This window comes from Rhizorhabdus sp. GW822-FHT03C02 (assembly GCF_058801765.1).
The window spans coordinates 89,720-106,855 of sequence record NZ_JBXANN010000013.1; the positions used below are offsets into that span (position 1 = coordinate 89,720).

General features: G+C 66.5%; 15 protein-coding genes. 6 read left to right on the top strand and 9 right to left on the bottom strand.

What is annotated here, in order from left to right:
- The first annotated feature begins 59 nt into the window (after positions 1 to 59).
- The 3 genes from AC1RM6_RS25100 to AC1RM6_RS25110 are packed head-to-tail and all read left to right on the top strand — an operon-like array spanning position 60 to position 2,787.
- Complete coding sequence (locus tag AC1RM6_RS25100) at positions 60 to 197, top strand: hypothetical protein (RefSeq protein ID WP_493106364.1); 138 nt, start codon at positions 60 to 62, stop codon at positions 195 to 197.
- Positions 190 to 1,623, top strand: coding sequence for a putative O-glycosylation ligase, exosortase A system-associated (locus AC1RM6_RS25105; protein WP_493106366.1), 1,434 nt, complete (start codon positions 190 to 192; stop codon positions 1,621 to 1,623). The genes AC1RM6_RS25100 and AC1RM6_RS25105 overlap by 8 nt, the downstream gene beginning before the upstream one ends.
- 12 nt (positions 1,624 to 1,635) lie before the next feature.
- Positions 1,636 to 2,787, top strand: a complete 1,152-nt coding sequence (locus AC1RM6_RS25110) for a mechanosensitive ion channel family protein (RefSeq protein ID WP_493106368.1) — start codon at positions 1,636 to 1,638, stop codon at positions 2,785 to 2,787.
- A gap of 49 nt (positions 2,788 to 2,836) precedes the next feature.
- On the opposite strand, the gene dgcA is transcribed toward AC1RM6_RS25110, so the two are convergent.
- From dgcA to AC1RM6_RS25125, 3 genes are read right to left on the bottom strand one after another with little or no spacing between them, the layout of a single operon-like run.
- Entirely contained in the window at positions 2,837 to 3,820 is a 984-nt protein-coding gene (dgcA, locus tag AC1RM6_RS25115) for an N-acetyl-D-Glu racemase DgcA (protein WP_493106370.1), read from the bottom strand.
- A 13-nt stretch (positions 3,821 to 3,833) separates the two neighbouring features.
- Positions 3,834 to 5,372, bottom strand: a complete 1,539-nt coding sequence (locus AC1RM6_RS25120) for a tetratricopeptide repeat protein (RefSeq protein WP_493106372.1) — start codon at positions 5,370 to 5,372, stop codon at positions 3,834 to 3,836.
- On the bottom strand, positions 5,362 to 6,582 hold the full coding sequence (locus tag AC1RM6_RS25125; protein ID WP_493106374.1) for a polyhydroxyalkanoate depolymerase: 1,221 nt from the start codon (positions 6,580 to 6,582) through the stop codon (positions 5,362 to 5,364). The genes AC1RM6_RS25120 and AC1RM6_RS25125 overlap by 11 nt, the downstream gene beginning before the upstream one ends.
- A 162-nt stretch (positions 6,583 to 6,744) precedes the next feature.
- Between AC1RM6_RS25125 and AC1RM6_RS25130 the strand changes: the two genes are divergently transcribed.
- Complete coding sequence (locus AC1RM6_RS25130) at positions 6,745 to 8,550, top strand: ABC transporter transmembrane domain-containing protein (protein ID WP_493106376.1); 1,806 nt, start codon at positions 6,745 to 6,747, stop codon at positions 8,548 to 8,550.
- Positions 8,551 to 8,560: 10 nt separating this feature from the next.
- On the opposite strand, the gene mmsB is transcribed toward AC1RM6_RS25130, so the two are convergent.
- The 5 genes from mmsB to AC1RM6_RS25155 all read right to left on the bottom strand — a co-directional run bounded on the left by mmsB (position 8,561) and on the right by AC1RM6_RS25155 (position 14,120).
- Positions 8,561 to 9,460 carry a 3-hydroxyisobutyrate dehydrogenase gene (mmsB, locus tag AC1RM6_RS25135; RefSeq protein WP_493106378.1) on the bottom strand — a complete coding sequence of 300 codons (900 nt, stop codon included), beginning with the start codon at positions 9,458 to 9,460 and terminating at the stop codon, positions 8,561 to 8,563.
- Positions 9,461 to 9,464: 4 nt separating this feature from the next.
- Positions 9,465 to 10,238, bottom strand: coding sequence for an enoyl-CoA hydratase-related protein (locus AC1RM6_RS25140; protein ID WP_493106380.1), 774 nt, complete (start codon positions 10,236 to 10,238; stop codon positions 9,465 to 9,467).
- 8 nt (positions 10,239 to 10,246) lie between these two features.
- Positions 10,247 to 11,302 (bottom strand): enoyl-CoA hydratase/isomerase family protein, encoded by a 1,056-nt coding sequence (locus tag AC1RM6_RS25145; protein WP_493106382.1) that lies wholly within the window; start codon positions 11,300 to 11,302, stop codon positions 10,247 to 10,249.
- Positions 11,299 to 12,438: an acyl-CoA dehydrogenase family protein gene (locus AC1RM6_RS25150; protein ID WP_493106384.1), complete on the bottom strand. Its 1,140-nt coding sequence runs from the start codon at positions 12,436 to 12,438 to the stop codon at positions 11,299 to 11,301. Before AC1RM6_RS25150 ends, AC1RM6_RS25145 begins: the two co-directional genes overlap by 4 nt.
- 179 nt (positions 12,439 to 12,617) lie before the next feature.
- Positions 12,618 to 14,120 (bottom strand): CoA-acylating methylmalonate-semialdehyde dehydrogenase, encoded by a 1,503-nt coding sequence (locus AC1RM6_RS25155; protein WP_493106386.1) that lies wholly within the window; start codon positions 14,118 to 14,120, stop codon positions 12,618 to 12,620.
- 92 nt (positions 14,121 to 14,212) lie between these two features.
- On the opposite strand from AC1RM6_RS25155, the gene AC1RM6_RS25160 reads away from it, so the two are divergent.
- Both AC1RM6_RS25160 and AC1RM6_RS25165 read left to right on the top strand, forming a co-directional pair.
- Positions 14,213 to 15,097, top strand: a complete 885-nt coding sequence (locus AC1RM6_RS25160; RefSeq protein WP_493106388.1) for a LysR family transcriptional regulator — start codon at positions 14,213 to 14,215, stop codon at positions 15,095 to 15,097.
- A 93-nt stretch (positions 15,098 to 15,190) separates the two neighbouring features.
- Positions 15,191 to 15,622, top strand: coding sequence for a response regulator (locus tag AC1RM6_RS25165; RefSeq protein ID WP_493106390.1), 432 nt, complete (start codon positions 15,191 to 15,193; stop codon positions 15,620 to 15,622).
- Here the strand turns inward: AC1RM6_RS25165 and AC1RM6_RS25170 are convergent.
- On the bottom strand, positions 15,582 to 17,015 hold the full coding sequence (locus AC1RM6_RS25170) for a PAS domain-containing protein (RefSeq protein ID WP_493106392.1): 1,434 nt from the start codon (positions 17,013 to 17,015) through the stop codon (positions 15,582 to 15,584). The genes AC1RM6_RS25165 and AC1RM6_RS25170 overlap by 41 nt on opposite strands.
- Positions 17,016 to 17,136 lie beyond the last annotated feature (121 nt).

Below are 17,136 nucleotides of genomic sequence, written 5' to 3' on the forward strand. Positions count from 1 at the left end.
GCCGGAAGGCGCACGATAGTGATTTGCTTGTCAACCTGTTTCGGGGCCGGAGCCTGTCCATGATCGACTTCGCATCGCTCCTGCTGGCGCACGGCCTTCTGTTTCTGATCGCGCTCAGGATCTTCAACAACCCCGATCTCAATGTCGAGCCGGTCGCGACCGGCCGCCGCTTCAAGACGGTCGGCCCGCGTGCGTGATCTCCTCCTCGTAACCTTCATCACGGCGATCGCCCTGATGGGGCTGCGACGCCCGTTCCTGCTCATGCTCGGCTATATCTATATCGATATCGTCTCGCCGCAGCGGCTATCCTATTATCTGCTCAATTCGATTCCGATCTCGCTGATCTTCTTCATCGGCGCTTTCGCCGGATGGGCGCTCAACGACGACAAGACGACGTTCCGTTTTTCGAAGCGCCAGATCCTGATCCTGCTGCTGCTGATGCTGGCCGGCTACACGACCTTCACCGCCGACTTCCCGGTCCAGGCGCTCGACAAGTGGGACTGGGTCTGGAAGGCGCTGCTGTTCGCGATGTTCATGCCGATGGTGCTCTACACCCGGCTGCGCATCGAATCGACACTCGCCTTCATGCTGGTGTCGCTGGGCGCGATCGTCATCGTCGGCGGCGGCAAGACGCTGATGGGCGGCGGCGGCTATGGCACGCTCAACCTGATGGTGAGCAACAATAGCGGCCTCTACGAGGGCAGCATCATCTCGGCGGTCGCGGTCTGCGTGATCCCGCTATGCCTGTACATGGCCAAGCACAGCACGATCTTTCCGAAGAACATCTTCACCAAGATCTATTTCTTCGGCCTCGCCTTCGCCTGCATGCTGATCCCGGTCGGCACCCAGGCGCGCACCGGGCTGCTCTGCCTCGCGCTGATGGTGCTGCTCGAGCTGCGCGCGACCAAGCGGCGCTTCACCTATCTGGCGGTGTTCACCGCGATCGCGCTGGCGGCGATCCCGCTGCTGCCCAAGAGCTATTTCAGCCGGATGGACACGATCGCCGGCTATAAGGGCGATTCATCGGCGAGCACGCGCATCGCGGTGTGGAAATGGACGCTCAACTATGTCCAGGATCATCCGCTCGGCGGCGGCTTCAACTGTTTCCTGCAGAACAAGCTGACGATCGACCTGTCCTACAAGACCGCCGACGGCGTCATCGTCCACGCGACCGGCTATGATGCCGGCCGCGCCTTCCACAACAGCTATTTCGAAATGCTCGGCGAGCAGGGCTATCCGGGCCTGCTCATGTTCCTGATCCTCCATCTCGGCAGCATCTTCCGCATGGAGGTGATCCGGCGGCGCTATCGCGACAATGTCGACGAGCATGACTGGGTCTCGCCGCTCGCGGCGGCGCTGCAGCACGGCCATTTGATCTATCTGCTCGGCGCGTCGTTCGTCGGCATCGCCTTCCAGCCGTTCATCTATCTGCTGGTCGCGGTCGAGATCGGTTTCGATCGCTATGTCCAGACCTATGTCAACAAGCGCGTCTGGAACCCGTTCCGGAAACGCGGCGGACGCGGCGGCGAGGCCGAACCGGAGGAAGAGGAACAGGTCGACGCATCTGCGGAACGTTTGCCCCCGAAACCCCGTTGGGGCCGGGAACAGCTGGGACGGTCGTAAACTGACGCGAATATGAGCAAAACCGGCAATAGCGGCGTGATCGACGTCGCCCCCCTGATCGATTCCCCGCAGGGCCTGGCCCGGCTGTGGGACCAGACGATCCACTGGATCCTGATCCATTATCTCAGCATCGCGATCGCGCTGGGCGCGGGCGCGATCATCGTCGCGCTGCTCTACGGCCTGCGCGCGCTCGGCATGCGGCTGTGCCGGCTCGACGGCCGCGGTCACTGGCCGATGATCGTCGGCCGGGCGGTGTCGAAGACCAACCTCTTCTTCATCGTCATGCTCGCCTCGCGACTGGTCGGGGGCTATGCCTCGCCGCCGCCGACGCTCGACACCACGATCCGCTTCCTGTTCATCGTCGCCACCGCGATCCAGGCCGCATTGTGGATCCGCGAACTGGTCATCGGCATCGTCGAGAAGCGCGCGGGCGAGGACGACAATCTGTCGACGCTCGGCAGCGCGGTCGGGATCATCCGGCTGCTGGTCACGGTGGTCTGCTTCGCGATCGCGATCCTGCTGATCCTCGACAATCTCGGGGTCAACACCACCGGCCTGATCGCCTCGCTGGGGGTCGGCGGCATCGCGATCGGCCTGGCCGCCCAGGGCATCTTCTCGGATCTGTTCGCGGCGCTGTCGATCATCTTCGACCGCCCGTTCCGCCGCGGCGACACGGTCAAATGGGACCAGACGGTCGGCACGGTCGAGGCGATCGGGCTCAAGACCACCCGGGTCCGCGCGACCACCGGCGAGGAGGTGGTGATCTCCAACACCAACCTGCTCAATAAGGAATTGCGCAACCTCGCCCACACGCTGCGCCGCCGCGCGACGGTCAACCTGGGGATCATCTACCAGACTCCGCCCGAGGTCTGCCGACGCATCCCCGAGATGGTCAAGGCGATCGTCGTCGCCGCCGACAAGAGCAGCTTCGGCCATTGCTGGCTGGTCAATTTCGGCGCGTCGAGCATCGATTACGAGTTGGTGTTCGACGTGATCGACGAGGATGGCGAGATCTTCAACCAGGTTCGCCACGAAATCTATGTGACGATCCTCGAGACCTTCGCGCGCGAAGGGATCGAATTCGCCTATCCGACCCAGACCAGCTTCACCGCCGCGCCCGACGGGCGAGCGATCATGCCCTATCCCGAGCCTGCGGAACGCTGATCGTTCCTATGCGATCTCGAAGATGCTGAGGCATCCTCGATCGATATGCTCAACCCCAGAGCAGCGGCGAAGGCGGCTGGGCGATACCGTTCGCGAAAGCGATACCATGGTTGCGGTCGGCGGCGAGTAGCAGCGGGCCGTCGATATCGACCCAGCGCGCGCCCTGCCCGACCAGCATGGCGGGCGCGATGCCGAGCGAGGTGCACAACATGCAGCCGACCATGATCTCGAGCCCGGCTGCACGCGCCTCGACAGCAAGCGCCAGCGCCTCGGTCAGGCCGCCGGCCTTGTCGAGCTTGATGTTGATCGCCGCATAACGGCCGACGCACGCGGCGAGATCGGCGCGGTCCTGGCAGCTCTCGTCGGCGGCGAGCGGGATCGGCGAGACGACCCCGTCGAGCAGATGATCCTGCCCCGCCTTGACCGGCTGCTCGATCAGTTCGACCCCGAACGGCAGCAGCGACGCCGCTTCCGCCGCAACGTCGCGGTCGGTCCAGCTTTCATTGGCGTCGACGATCAGCCGCGCGCCAGGGGCGCCGCGGCGCACCGCCGCGACCCGGGCGATATCGCCCTCCCCCGCCAGCTTGAGCTTGAGCAGCGGATAGACCGGCGCCGCCGCGCGGGCACGCTGCTCCATGACGTCGGGATCGGCGAGCGAGATGGTGAAGGCGGTTTCAAGCGGCTGGAGCGGGGACAGGCCGGCGATGAGCGCCGCCGGACGCCCCGACCGCTTCGCCTCGAGGTCCCACAGCGCGCAATCGACCGCGTTGCGCGCGGCGCCGCGGGGCATCAGCCAGCCGATGTCGGCCCGGCCGGCGCCGGCGGCGATCGTATCGGCAACCGCCTCCGCTTGCCCCGCAACACCATCGGCGGTCTCGCCATGATAATAGATCGCGGTCGCCTCGCCGCGCCCGATATGCCCGCCATCGGCGATCTCGACGAGCACGACATCGACATGCGTCTTTGCGCCGCGGGCGATGTTGAAGACCCCGGCCACCGGCCAGCGATCGACCCGAACCGACAATGACGGCATCAGCGAACTCGCATCAGGTCAGGTTGGAACCGCCACGACGCGGCACCGCACGGGGGGTCGGCGAAGGCCACAGCTTGCGCGGCAGCACCCGTCCCTTGCGCTCGAACGCCGCCTTGACCTCGGGCCGGGTGAGAAACGCTTCCCACAACAGCCGGAGGCGCGACGGCGACGGCGCCCAGAGCGATGCCTGCGGCTGGAACTGCATCACCAGATTGCCGGCGACATCCTCATCGTCGAAGCCCTTGACCGCCATTTTCGCGGCCTCGGCATCGCGCTTCACGCACAGCAAGGCCTCGATCGTCGCCGGCTCGTTCTGCGCCGAGAGCTTGAGCAGTCGCTCCATCGCCTCGCCCGCTTCCGCGGTTCGGCCCAGCGCCGCCAGCGCGCAGACCTCGGTGCGGTCGAGCCAGCGCTTGCCGAAATCGGTGAGGTAGGCGGCCGAACCGGCCTGGGCAGCCTGGGCGACGTCGAGCGCCTTCTGCTCCTGCCCCTGTTCGTCGAGAAATTCGGAATAGCTGATCAGGGCGGGCGACGCCTCGGGGGTCTTGCGGACGTCGAGTGCGGCGAACTGGGCGAGCAGCACCGTCGCCTCGTCGATACGGCCGAGCACCGCCAGCGCACGCACCCGGGCCAGGACGATCCGGACCTCGTCGCGGTCCATCCCCTCATGCACCGCGACATCACGGGCGATCGCATCGGCATCGTCATAACGGCCGAGCATCAGCATCGCGACCACCGCATCGCGCCGTGCAGCGATCGAATCGGGGGCGTTGGCGAAGATATTGAGCCGGTCCTTGGCGAAGCGATCGGCCTGGGCGGCGCCATTGGTACCGAGCCGGGTCTCGATCGCCGGCCATAGCGAGACATATTGGCGCTCGATCGCCATGCCGCTCAACAATTCGGGTTGGTCGATCCGGTCGAGCAGTTCGGCGGCCTCGTCGGTCTGCCCCGACTTGACCAGCGACTCGATCGCACCTTGCGCGAAGCTCACCCGCAATTCGGGGATGTCGGTCGGCTGAAAATCGGCGCGGGCGAGCGCGACCAGCATCCGGCCGCGCTCGCCATAAGCGCGCTGCTCGCTCAGCCGGACGACGATCGCCCGGATCGAGGCCCCGGTCAGTATCTCGAGATTGCGCGGCGAATTGGCGGCGAGCGCCTCGATCTGGCTGGCGGCATCGGTGAAGCGGCTCTCGTCGGCCGCCACCAGCACCCCGAATGCCTGGACGACGCCGTCGCGGGGCATCGACTTGGCGAGCTCGCGCTGGACCGCGGGGATATCGCCAGCACGCCCCTCGACTCCCAGGCAGACCAGCCGCATCCGCTGGACCACCGCACGCTGCGGTCCCTCGTCGAGCCGCGGCACCAGCGGGTCGAGCGCTCTGAGCGCGCCGCCGCAATCCTGCTGGCCGACCGCGGCCTGCGCAGCCTGCACCGCCTGCTGCATTTCGGCATCGGGAACCGCGGCATCGACACGAGCAGGGGCCAGGGTGAAGGCAAGCGTCGACGCGCTTGCCAGCGCGATCGCGAGGGTCAGCCAGGGCCTAGCGGCCATGGGCGGCGATCCACTGCTCGAGCACCGGCGCGATCGTCTCACGCCAGCGGCGGCCATTGAAGATGCCATAATGGCCCGCGCCCTCCGCCATCATATAGTGCTTCTTGTCGTCCGCGAGCCCGGTGGCGAGAGACAGCGCCGCCCGGGTCTGCCCCAGACCGGAAATATCGTCGCGCTCGCCCTCGATCGCCAGCAGCGCGACGTCGGTGATGTGCGCCGGATCGACCTTGCGGCCGCGATGGGTCAGCTCGCCCTTGGGCAGCAGGTGCCGCTGGAACACGCTGTCGATCGTCTGGAGGTAGAATTCGGCCGACATGTCGCAGACCGCGCGATATTCGTCGTAGAAGCTCTTGGTCGCCTGAACGCTTTCCTGGTCGCCTTCGACGAGATGGCGGAACATATCCCAATGGCTGGTCATGTGGTTGCCGAGGTTCATCGCCATGAAACCGGTCAACTGCAGGAAACCCGGATAGACCTGCCGGCCGCTGCCCGGATAGAGCATCGGCACGGTCTGGATGACATTCTGTTCGAACCAGGCGAGCGGGCGCTGGGTCGCGACGGTGTTGACCTGGGTCGGCGCCTCGCGCGTGTCGATCGGGCCGCCCATCATCGTCAGCGATGCCGGCAGGCAGGGATGTTTGTCCTCGGACATCAGCGCGACCGCGGCATAAGCGGGTACCGAAGGCTGGCACACCGCCAGCAAATGGCTGTTCGGGCCGAGCGCGGCGATGAACTCGATCAGATAATCGACATAGTCGTCGAGATCGAAATGTCCGGCCTCGACCGGCACCAGCTTGGCATCGGCCCAGTCGGTGATGTGGACGTCGTAACTGGGCAGCATCCGCTCGACGGTGCCGCGCAACAGCGTGGCGTAATGGCCCGACATCGGCGCGACGATCATCAGCTTGGGCTGGCCCTCGACGCCGTCGCGCACGAAACGCTTGAGACTGCCGAACGGCTTTTCGACGACGATCTCTTCGATGACCGGAACGGTCCGGCCATCGACGATCGTGCTGTCGAGCCCGAAGTCGGGCTTGCCGCGCGACGCCGAGGCATGGGCGAAAACGTCGAGCCCCGATGCGAGCACCGGGGTCATGCCGTTATAGGCGAAGGGGTTGAGCGGGCTTTGCAGCCATTCGGCGCCGATCCCGGCCCAGGTGCTGGCGGCGGACAGAAGCGAACGCTGGAACTCATAGGCATTGTACAACATCGATGTCTCCGCCCCCGGGTTCTTTCAGGGGTTTACGTCCAAAACGCGCCGACACGCAATGCGAAGGGCAATAGGCCGCATGTGAAGATTGCATGTAGGTATTACGAATAACTCTCCAAGCCGCGATTGAGCATCTTTCGGCCAGATGCTAGGCGCCAAGCCATGGCCGATACCGATAACGACAGCCCGCTGAACGACATCGCGGCAAGCGAGAAGCCGCCCCGGCGCAAGCTCGGCGAACTGTTGATGATCTGGCGGTTCGCGCTCGCTTATCCGTGGCGGATATTGACCGCCGGTATCGCGCTGCTGGTCGCCGCGGGATCGACCCTGGCGATCCCCTATGGCGTCAAGCTGGTGATCGACAAAGGCTTCCTGGCATCGGGCGGCGATGTCGGTAGCTATTTCGGGCTGCTGCTCGGCATCGTCGTGATGCTCGCGCTGGCGACCGCGGTGCGCTTCTATTTCGTCTCGTGGATCGGCGAACGGGTCGTCGCCGACATCCGCATCGCGGTCCAGGCCAATCTGCTGCGGCTCGCGCCGGGGTTCTTCGAAGAGAATCGGCCGTCGGAGATCGCGTCGCGACTGACCGCCGACACTTCGGTGATCGAGCAGGTGGTCGGTACGACGGTGTCGATCGCGCTGCGCAACGTCGTGCTGGTGATCGGCGGGGTCATCACCCTGTTCACGATCGCGCCCAAGCTCGCGGCGATGCTGCTGATCGGCATTCCGGTGGTGCTCGCCCCGATCCTGATCATGGGCCGGCGGCTGCGCAACCTGTCCAAGCACAGCCAGGACCGGATCGCCGACGTCGGATCGATGGTCGCCGAGGTGCTCGGCGCGATGAAGATCGTCCAGGCGTTCGGCCAGCAGCAGCGCGAGGCCGACCGCTTCGCCAACGCCGCGACCCAGGCGTTCGCGACCTCGCGGCGGCGCATCCGCACCCGCGCAATCATGACCGCGGTGGTGATCGGGCTGATCTTCGGATCGATCACGCTGGTGATGTGGCAGGGGGCGATCGACGTCCAGGCCGGACGCCTGTCGGGCGGCTCGATCGCCGCGTTCATGGTGACCGGCGGGGTCGTCGCCGGCGCGTTCGGCGCACTCGCCGAAGTGTTCGGCGACCTGATCCGCGGCGCCGGTGCGGCGGCGCGGCTTGGCGAACTGCTCCACACCGAACCCGGGATCAAGGCCCCCGCCCGTCCCGCCACGCTCCCCGAGCCCGCGCTGGGCCGGATCGCGTTCGAGAATGTCACCTTCCGCTATCCGACCCGACCCGAGATCAATGCGCTCGACGATTTCACGCTGCGCGTCGAACCCGGCGAGACCGTCGCGGTGGTGGGCCCGTCGGGTGCGGGCAAGTCGACCCTGTTCCAGCTCGCGCAGCGTTTCTACGATCCGCAAGCCGGGGTGATCCGGATCGACGGCGTCGCCCTGCCCCAGGCCGATCCCGCCGAGGTGCGGCTGCGGATGGCGCTGGTGCCGCAGGAAAATGTGATCTTCGCGGCGTCGGCACGCGACAATCTGCGCTATGGCCGCTGGGATGCCGATGATGACGCGATCTGGCAGGCCTGCGAGGCCGCCAACGCCGCGACCTTCCTGCGCGCGTTGCCGCAGGGGCTCGACACCTTCCTCGGCGAGAGCGGCGCGCGACTGTCGGGCGGCCAGCGCCAGCGGATCACGATCGCGCGGGCGCTGCTGCGGGACTCGCCGCTGCTGCTGCTCGACGAGGCCACGTCGGCGCTCGACGCCGAATCCGAAAAGCTGGTGCAGGACGCACTCGACCGGCTGATGGCGACCCGCACCACGATCGTCATCGCCCATCGCCTGGCGACGGTGCGCGCCGCCGACCGAATCATCGTGATGGACGAGGGCCGGATCGTCGAGGAAGGCACCCATGCCAGCCTGAGCGCGCGCGACGGGCTCTACGCCCGGCTCGCGCGGCTCCAGTTCAGCGACATGGTAGCATAGCGCTTCCTTCTCAGAACGCCGCCTTGCCGTAGCTGCCATCGAGCAGCTGGATGATCGCCGAGAAATCCTTGCCACCGGCGCCCATATTGGCGAACGCCTGGTAGAAGCTTTCGGCACTGGCCCCCATCGGCACGCTCGCACCGACATCCTGCGCGGCGCCCATCGCCAGCTTGAGGTCCTTGAGCATCAAGGCGGTCGCGAAACCGCCCTCATAGTCGCGGTCGGCGGGGGTTTCCGGGCCGACGCCGGGCACCGGGCAATAGGTGGTCATCGACCAGCTCTGCCCCGAGGCCTTCGACGAGATGTCGAAGAAGGTCTGCGGGTCGAGCCCGAGCTTCTGCGCGAGCAGGAACGCCTCGCAGGTCGCGACCATCGTCGCGCCGAGCAGCATGTTGTTGGCGATCTTGGCGGCCTGGCCCGATCCGATCGCACCGGCATGGATCACCGCCTTGCCCATCGCCGCGAGGATCGGTTCGGCGCGGTCGAAATGCTCGACCGAACCGCCGACCATGAAGGTCAGCGTACCGCCCTCGGCGGCGGCGATGCCGCCCGATACCGGCGCGTCGACCATCGCGAGGCCTTTGGCCCCCGCCGCCGCCCCGACCGCCTTGGCGGTCGCGACGTCGATCGTCGAACAGTCGAGCAGCAGGGCATGCGCTGGCACCGCCTCGAAAATCTCGCCTTCATAGACCGCGCGGACATGCTTGCCCGCAGGCAGCATCGTCACGACGAACTCGGCCTCGGCGACCGCTTCGGCCGCCGAACCGACCGCGAGGCATCCGCCCGCGGTCGCGCGCTCGAGCGCATCGGCCGACAGGTCGAACGCGCGCACGTCATGGCCGGCCTTGGCGAGGTTGCGGGCCATGCCGCCGCCCATATTGCCGAGGCCGATGAATCCGATCCGGGCCATCCGATTATTCCCCCTTCCAGACGCCGGGGCGCTTCTCGACGAAGGCGGTCATCCCCTCGGCCTTGTCGGCGGTCGCGGTCAGCCCGTTGAACAGCCGGCGTTCGAACAATATGCCCTGGGCCAGCCCGGTCTCGAACGCGACGTTGACCATTTCCTTGTTGGCGATCGCGGCAAGCGGCGGCATCGCGGCAATCGTCTCGGCCATCTTGAGCGTCTCGGCGAGGAGATCGGCGAGCGGCACGATCTTCGAGCAGAGGCTGGCCTTCTCGGCCTCGACCGCGTCCATCATCCGGCCGGTCAGCACCATGTCCATCGCCTTCGACTTGCCGACCGCGCGGGTCAGCCGCTGCGAACCGCCCATGCCCGGGGCGACGCCGAGCTTGATCTCGGGCTGGCCGAACTTGGCATTGTCGGCGACGATCATGATGTCGGCCATCATCGCCAGCTCGCAGCCGCCGCCGAGCGCGAAGCCCGACACCGCCGCGATCCACGGCTTGCGGGTGCGGGTGAGCAGTTCGAAATCGGCGAAGAAATTCTCGCCATACATCGCCGCGAAGCCCTTCGACTGCATCTCCTTGATGTCGGCACCGGCGGCGAACGCCTTGTCGCTGCCGATCAGGATCGCGCAGCGCTGGCTCGGATCGGCATCATAGGCGCGGAAGGCGGCGACCAGATCGGCGAGCACCGTCGTGTTGAGCGCATTGAGCGCCTGCGGACGATTGAGGCGAACGATCGTGACCGCGCCCTGGGTTTCGACGAGAAGGGTTTCGTAGCTCATGTCGTTCCTCACTTGATCGGCAGCAGGGGAGTCCAGGCCGCGTCGGGCGGCAGCGGTGCGAAAATGGCGTCGAGGGCGGCGGCGTCGACCTCCTCGGGGGTCGCGGGCGACCAGCGCGGCGCATTGTCCTTGTCGACGATCAGCGCCCGCACCCCTTCGATGAAATCGGGATGGTCGAACATCCGGACCGCAATCGCATATTCGAGCGCCATCTCGTCGGCGAAATCGTCGAGCCGTTCGGACTCGGCGAGCAGGCGCAGGACGGTCTTGCACGAGCGCGGCGATTTCGTTTCGAGCGTCTTGAGGGTGGCCGCAGCCCAGTCGGACGGATCGGTGGCGAGCGCGACCCGGATATCCTCGAGCCGGTCCGAGGCGAACAGCCGGTCGATCGCGGCGACATGATCGAGGATCGGCGCGGGCGGGACCATCGAGACGAGGCTGCGCAGCGCGGCGTCGAGCCCGGCCGGATTGGCAAGGATCTGGGCCTTCAGCGTCTCGACATCCTCGCCGGCGACATAATGGGTGCCGAGACCGAGCGCGAGGCATTCGGCGCCGCCCAGCCGCGCGCCGGTGAGGCCGACATAGCGTCCGGTGCGACCCGGCATGCGCGACAGATACCAGCCGCCGCCGACGTCGGTGAACAGGCCGATCCCGGTCTCGGGCATGGCATAAGCGGTGCGATCGGTGACGACGCGGACGTCGCAGGGTTGCGAGATGCCGACCCCGCCGCCCATCGTGATCCCGTCCATGAAGGCGATCGTCGGCTTGGAATAGGCGAACAGCAGATGGTTGAGGCGATATTCGTCGAAGAAGAAGGCGCGCCCCTCCTCGCCGCCGCGCGATACGCTGTCGGCGAGCGTGCGGATGTCGCCGCCAGCGCAGAAGCCGCGCCCCTCGGCATGGTCGATCATCACCAGGTCGATTTCGGGGTCGGTGCGCCAGGCGGTCAGCGCCGCGATCATCGCGTTGCACATCTTATGGGTCAGCGCATGGATCGGCTTGGGGCGGTTGAGGCGGATGCGTCCCACCCGGCCTTCGACGAAGGTCAGGACATCTTCGGTCATTTGACCATCTCGCGGCCGACGATCATCCGCATCACCTCATTGGTTCCTTCGAGGATGCGATGCACGCGCAGGTCGCGCAACAGCCGTTCGATCGGGAAATCCTGCAAATAGCCATAGCCGCCATGGAGCTGGAGCGCGCGGTCGACCACCGACCAGCCGGCGTCGGTCGCGAAACGCTTGGCCATCGCCGCGAAGCGGGTCCGATCGGCCGCGCCCTCGGTCACCTTGACCGCGGCGAGATAGAGCAGCGCGCGCGCCGCCTGGAGTTCGGTCTCCATGTCGGCGAGGGTGAACTGGGTCGCCTGGAAATCGGCGATCGCCTGACCGAACTGGCGCCGGTCCTTGACATAGGCGACCGCCTCGTCGAGCGCGCGCTGGGCACCGCCGAGCGAGCAGGCGCCGATGTTGAGCCGCCCGCCGTCGAGCCCGGCCATCGCGATGCGGAAGCCCTGCCCCTCATCGCCGATCCGGTTGGCGACCGGTACCCGCACCGCGTCGAAATTGACCTGCGCGGTCGGTTGCGACCGCCAGCCGAGCTTGCGCTCCTGCGCGCCGAAGCTGACCCCGGGCATGTCCTTCTCGATCACCAGGCAGGAAATGCCTTTAGCCCCCTCCTCGCCGGTACGGACCATCGTCACATAAAGATCGTTGGCGCCCCCGCCCGAGATGAACGCCTTCGATCCGGTCACGACATAATCGTCGCCGTCGCGCACCGCGCGGGTCTTGAGGCTCGCCGCGTCCGAACCCGCGCTCGGTTCGGTCAGGCAATAGGAGGCGATCAGGTCGCACGAGACCAGCGACGCCAGATATTTGGCCTTCACCGCCTCGTTGCCGTAGCGGTCGACCATCCAGGCGGCCATGTTGTGGATCGAGATGAAGGCGCTGGTCGACGGGCAGCCATAGGCCATCGCCTCCATGATCAGCGCCGCCTCGAGCCGGCCGAGGCCGATGCCGCCGCCTTCCTCCGACACATAGATGCCGCCGAAGCCGAGATCGGCGGCGGCCTTCACCGTGTCGCGCGGGAAGATATGCCGATCGTCCCATTCGGCGGCGAACGGGGTGATCGCATCGGCGGTGAAGCGGCGCGCCATCTCCTGGATCGCCTGCTGTTCCTCGGTGAGATCGAACTGACTCATCGCGCTATGATCCTCACCTGAGCCACGGGTCCGCCGGTTCGGATCCGGCCTGATTCCCGACCTCGCTCCTGTCGCGCCTAACCTTTTTAACCGGGATCAGGCAATCGGCTTCGCCCCGTTCCGGACGGTATCGCCCCGGCGGCCTGGACCGCCGGGGCTGAACATTCACGCCCCCAGGCTCACCCCATGGTGGGGATGATGAAGGCGCTGTCGCCGGCGCCGCCGTCGGGCCAGCGCTGGGTGACGGTCTTGACCTTGGTCCAGAAGCGCACGCCTTCCATGCCGTACTGGTTGTGGTCGCCGAAGCCCGAGCGCTTCCAGCCGCCGAAGCTGTGATAGGCGACCGGCACCGGGATCGGCACGTTGATGCCGACCATGCCGACATTGACCCGCGAGGCGAATTCGCGCGCGGCGTGGCCGTTGCGGGTGAAGATCGCGACGCCATTGCCATATTGGTGCTGGCTCGGCAGCGCGATCGCCTCCTCGAACGTGTCGGCGCGGACCATCTGCAGGACGGGACCGAAAATCTCTTCCTGATAGGCCGACATGCCGGGCTTCACATGGTCGAACAGCGACGGGCCGACGAAGAAGCCTTCCTCATGCCCCTGCAGCTTGAAGCCGCGGCCGTCGATGACGAGCTCGGCGCCTTCGTCGACCCCGGTCTGGATCCAGCCTTCGATCTTCGCCTTGTGGATCGCGGTGACGACCGGGCCATAATGGGCGTCCTTGTCGGTCGACACGCCGACCTTGAGCGCCTCGATCGCCGGGATCAGCTTGGCGCGCAGCCGCTCGGCGGTGTCCTGGCCGACCGGGACCACCACCGGCAGCGCCATGCAGCGCTCGCCCGCGGACCCGAACGCCGCGCCGCACAGTTCCTCGACCGCCTGGTCGAGATCGGCGTCGGGCATGACGATGCCATGGTTCTTGGCGCCGCCCATCGCCTGGACGCGCTTGCCGGCGGCGACGCCGCGGCTGTAGACATATTGGGCGATGTCGGACGAGCCGACGAAGCTGACCGCGCCGATCGCCGGATGATCGAGGATCGCGTCGACCATCTCCTTGTCGCCGTGGACGACCTGGAACACGCCCTCGGGAAGCCCCGCCTCGAGGAACAGCTCGGCAAGCCGGTTCGGCACCGACGGGTCACGCTCGGAGGGCTTGAGGATGAAGGCGTTGCCGACCGCGAGCGCGACCCCCGACATCCACAGCGGGATCATGCCCGGAAAATTGAACGGGGTGATGCCGGCGCCGATGCCGAGCGGCTGGCGCATCGAATAGACGTCGATGCCCGGCCCTGCGCCCTGGGTATATTCGCCCTTCAGGGCATGGGGGATGCCGCAGGCGAACTCGACCACTTCGAGCCCGCGCTGGATGTCGCCCTTCGAATCCGCGATCACCTTGCCATGTTCGGCGCTCAGCATCGCCGCCAGCTCGTCCATGTTCTTCTCGATCAGTTCCTTGAAGCGGAACATCACGCGGGCGCGCCGCTGCGGATTGGTCGCCGCCCAGGCCGGCTGCGCCTTTTGCGCTGCCGCCACCGCCGCGTCGAGCACCGCCTGGCCGCCCAGTTCGAGCCGCGCCTGGACCTGACCGGTGTTCGGATCGAACACGTCCGAGTAGCGCAATGCCTCGAACGTCGGCGATCCCGCGATCTTGTGCGACAATTCCCTTATGCCGGCCATGAAACTCTCCTGTGCAACTGCCGGCTGTCTCGTCCGGCGGACCTGCAAAATCAACCACTATACCTGCATGTCAAACCTGCAATAATGCAGCCATGATATGGGATGATCTGAGATATTTTCTGGCGGTCGCCCGGACCGGGCAGATCGGCCGCGCGGCGCAGTCGATCGGCGCCGACGCGACCACCGTCGGCCGCAGGCTCCGGCGGCTCGAAACCACGCTCGGCACGACCCTGTTCGAACAGCAACGCGACGGCCAGCGGCTCACCGAGGCCGGCGAACGGCTTCTGGCGCAGGTCGAGCCGATCGACGGGGCGATGGCGGGGATCGCCCGGCACGACGGCACCGGCCTCGGGCCCGAGGGGCTGGTCCGGGTCAGCGCATCCGAAGGCTTTGGCAGCCGGATGATCGCGCCGCGGCTCGGCGATTTTTCGGATATCTACCCGCAGGTGCAGGTCGACCTGGTCGCCAACAGCGGCTTCCTCAACCCGTCGCGGCGCGAGACCGATGTCGCGATCGTCCTCACCCGGCCGCGCAAGGGTCCGCTGGTGATCCGCAAACTCACCGATTACGGGCTGCGGCTGTTCGCGTCGCACGCCTATCTGGAAAAGCGCCCGCCGATCGCGACCCCCGCGCAACTGGGACAGCACCGGCTGATCGGCTACATTCCCGACTTCGTCTATGCGCCCGAACTCGACTATCTCGAAGAGATCGCCGCGCATCTGAAGCCGAGTCTCAGATCGTCGAGCATCAACGCCCAGCATGCGATGGCGTCGGCCGGCTATGGCATCGCCGTCCTCCCCTGCTTCATCGGCGATGCCGATCCCGCGCTACAGCGGATCCTGCCGGCGATCCGTATCCAGCGCAGCTTCTGGCTGGTCACCCACAAGGACGTGCTGATGCAGCCGCGCATCCGGGCCTTTGTCGACTGGCTGGTCGAGATCGCGAACGCCGATCGCGAGCGCCTGCTGGGTCATTGACCACCGCTTGTGAAAAATCGCCACGGAGGCGGGAACCGTGCGCCACGATCGACGTTCTGTCCGCCCATAAGGGGCGTGTTCTGTGGTGTGTGAATGTCGCGAATATTGATTGTCGAAGACGAGATTTTCGTCGCGCTCGATCTCGAGAATATCCTGCTGTCCGCCGGACATGACGTGATCGGCATCGCCGCCGACCGCAACTCCGCGCTCGACATGGCCCCCGATTGCGATGTCGCGCTGGTCGACATCAACCTGCGCGACGGCGCGACCGGCCCGTCGGTGGCGGTCGACCTCGATCGCCGCTACGGCGCCAAGGTGGTGTTCGTGACCGCCAACCCCTCGCAGATCGGCGACGCCGAAAGTGCGGCGATGGGGGTGATCAGCAAGCCTTTCCAGGCCGACACCGTGCTTCAGGCGGTGGCCTTCGCCAGCGGCGAGAGCGATATCGATCCCGGCTCGATCAAGGGCCTCACCGCGTTCAACGCTATGCTGACGACCGGGACATTGCGGTCGGCGGGACGATGATCCGCGCCTGAAGCCCATCGGGCTTCCAGTCGCGAACGATCCGCCCGCCCAATTGCCGTTCGAGACTCAGTTCGATGAGCCGCGTGCCGAAACCGCGGCGCACCGGCGCGGAAATCGCCGGACCGCCGCTTTCGATCCAGTCGATCGACCAGTCGTCGCCATCATGGCCGATGGTGATCGCGACCCGGCCGTCATCGGCGAACAGCGCCCCATATTTGGCGGCATTGGTCAGCAATTCATGGAAGATCAGCGCCAGCGGAGTCGCCGACCGGTCGTCGACATCGGCATCCTCCCCCGCGATCGCGATGCGGCCTCCTGCCTGGTCCTGATAGGGGGCGACCAGTTCGGCCAGCAGCCCCTTGAGACTCGACAGCTGCCGGCCGGCACGCGATTCCTCGCTGTGCGGCCGGACGAAGTCATGGGCGCGGCCGAGCGCGAGCACCCGATCGCGCAGATCGTTGGCGACCTCGCGGATTTCGGGGTGCGAGCGCGCCGAAAGACCGATCAGCCCCGAGATCACCGAAAAGATATTCTTGATCCTGTGGCTGAGCTCATGCGCGATCACCTCGCGCTCCTCGCTGGTCCGCTTCTGCTCGTCGATGTCGGTGCAGGTGCCGAACCAGCGCACGATCGCGCCGTCGTCGTCGCGGATCGGCAGCGCGCGGCCCAGCGTCCAACGATAGACGCCGCTATGGTGGCGCAGCCGATATTCGATCTCATAGGGCTCGCCGGTCGCGAGCGAATGGCGCCAGCGCTTCCACGCCTTGGGCTGGTCGTCGGGATGGAACATTCCGTTCCATGCCTCACCGTCGGTCGATCCGCGCGGGACCCCGGTGAACTCGTACCAGCGGGCATTATAATAATCGTGCATGCCGTCGGGCAGCGTCGACCAGACCATCTGCGGCATGGTGTCGGCGAGCACGGTGAAGCGCTGGTCGCTCGCCGCCAGCGCGGCTTCGCTGGCCGAAGCGCCCGCGTCGCGATCGGCTGCTGCGCGGCGCAGTTCGGCCTGGCACGACAGTTGGTCGGCCAGAAGCTTCAATCCGCGGCGCTGCAGCGCATCGAGGCCGGCGGGCCGAAGCGCGGTGTCGACGACGGCCAGGAAACCGATCGTCGCTCCCGTCGCCGATCGCAAGGCCGCCACCGCACCGAAACGCGCGAAGGTCGCACCGCCGGCAGCGGCAAGATCGGCGACTTCGACCACTTCGCCATCGGCGGCAACAAGCGGGGCAATCCGCCCGATCGCGGCATCCGACGACTCGATGCCGTAAACCGATCCGAGTCGCATATGACCATCGTCGGCATAGCCGATCAGCGCAAACGGCGTTGCACAGAGATCGGCGGCGAAACGGACGAGATCGTCCTGGCCGGCCGGGAAGGTCAACGCGTTCATCCTGATCGAGTATAGAGCATCGCGGGCCGACGAAAACCCAAAGCGACCGCGATAGTTCCGGCACGAAATCGCTACGCCGCCGTATCGTTCCGAGACAGGAAAGTTGCACGCCAAACTGTGT